Source organism: Collinsella aerofaciens (assembly GCF_028209625.1).
In the GTDB taxonomy this organism is placed as follows: Bacteria; Actinomycetota; Coriobacteriia; order Coriobacteriales; family Coriobacteriaceae; genus Collinsella; species Collinsella aerofaciens_AM.
Window position 1 is genome coordinate 1 of the sequence record NZ_JAQLDU010000038.1, and the last position, 1,934, is coordinate 1,934.

The 1,934-nt window shown below is 58.6% G+C and carries 1 protein-coding gene and 1 pseudogene; both read right to left on the minus strand.

What is annotated here, in order from left to right:
• Window positions 1-357: 357 nt before the first annotated feature.
• A complete protein-coding gene (locus PMW70_RS09635; protein ID WP_271744730.1) occupies window positions 358-1,023 on the minus strand; it encodes an isocitrate/isopropylmalate family dehydrogenase in 666 nt (221 codons plus the stop codon).
• Window positions 932-1,651, minus strand: a pseudogene (locus PMW70_RS09640) (beta/alpha barrel domain-containing protein). Before PMW70_RS09640 ends, PMW70_RS09635 begins: the two are co-directional and overlap by 92 nt.
• Window positions 1,652-1,934 lie beyond the last annotated feature (283 nt).

Below are 1,934 nucleotides of genomic sequence, written 5' to 3' on the forward strand. Positions count from 1 at the left end.
CCTCGGCCGCCGGTTTGCAGCCGACGCCGGCGTCGAAGAGCTCGACGGCCCGCCTCCTGGACTCCAGGTCGTGCTTCGACCTGAGGTCTATACTCATGGAAAACCTCCCATTTCCCGATGTCCAAGAAATGGGAGGCAGTTCACCGGCACCTTTGTGGTGGTTTTGCTGACTCGTCCGACCTGTCCCAACGGTTTGTCTCAATCTGTAACAGGTAGGGCCCAAATAATCGGTTAGCTGTTACAGATCGAGACAGACCACGGATGCTCAGCCGAAAATCTCAATCTGTAACAGGTAGGAACGATTTTGCCCCTTAGATGTTACAGATTGAGATATTTGACAGCTTGAATCGGCATCGCCTACAGCGCGGCGACGACCTTGTCGCCCATCGTCGTGGTGCCGAGGATCTTATCTGCCGGGGTGTTGGCATCGGCGATGTCACGGGTGCGCCAGCCCTCGTCGAGCACGCGCGCCACGGCGCTCTCGATCCACGCGGCTTGCTCGCCCATGTCGAGCGCGTAGGTCAGCAGCATCGCCACCGACAAGATTTGAGCCAGCGGATTGGCCACGCCGAGCCCCGCGATGTCAGGAGCGCTGCCAGCGCTCGGCCCAAACAGCGATACGCCATCATCCAGCGAGGCAGAGGCAAGCATACCGAGCGATCCGGTAATCTGAGCCGCCTCATCGGACAGGATGTCGCCGAACATGTTCTCCGTCACCACGACGTCAAAGTCTGCCGGTCGACTGATGAGCTGCATGGCGGCGTTGTCGACGAGCAGGTCCTCAAGCTCCACGTCGGAGTACTCCTCGTCTTGCACGCGATGCACGATCTCGCGCCACATGCGGCTCGTCTCCAGCACGTTGCGCTTATCAACGCTCGTCACCTTGCCGCGACGTTTGCGCGCCGCCTCAAATGCCTGGCGCGCAATGCGCTCAATCTCGTACTCGCGATACTCCATCACGTCGACCGCACGCTGACCGGCCGCACCCGCAGCGCCCGCGCAGGTCACGGATGCGGGCGCCAAAGTCCCACGGCATGTTGTAGCCCATCGTATCGGGGATGTTCACGACCGTGGCACCGGCCTTTACGGCCGCCTCGATAATGCGCACCAGAAACTCCTGATCGGAGCGGCCGGCATCCTCGGCATAAAACTCAACATCGTCAACGAACTTGCGAGCATGTTTGACGGCATGGATCGCTCACTCAATTGCCCTTTCCTCAGTCATATGGAGCTTGTCGCGCAGGTGACTGGTGCTCACACCCAGCCCTGTATGGATACGGGGCCTCTGGGCCGTTTTGAGCGCCTCTGCAGCCACTTCGATATCCCTGTCGACAGCGCGCGTCAGGCCGCATACCGTGCATCGGTCGCCCGCAATCTTGCCAATCTCCTGTACGGAGCGAAAGTCACCAGGACTCGAGATGGGAAAGCCCGCCTCGATAACGTCCACGTTCATGCGCACCAGCTGGCGGGCGATGAAGAGCTTTTCCTCGGTATTCATGCTGGCGCCCGGCGACTGCTCACCGTCGCACAGGGTGGCGTCAAAGATTGTGATTTTGCGGCTTATATGTTCCTCCTGATTGACCGTTTTATGACAGATGGCTTTCAGGAGAGAGAGAAGGCCTAGAGATAGAAAAATACCCGTGTCGCTCATCACGCCTGAAAGCGGCAGACGATAGCGCACCCGGGTACAACAAATCGTTATAGCGAGATTACAACCCTAGCGCGCTATCCAATCTAGTAGCGCTAGGCCTAGGAGCTGTTGCGTGTTCTTAAACATGTTGGGCTCCCTTCGGCCTCGGGTAGTACTACATCGCGCTAAAGTACAACACAAGTAAAACCACCACAAGGGTGCCTGTTAACTGCGCCCCGAAACTTGGACTGAATAAATAGCGACTACGCCGCAAGGGCCCGGTCCCGGAACTCCTCCGGCGTCA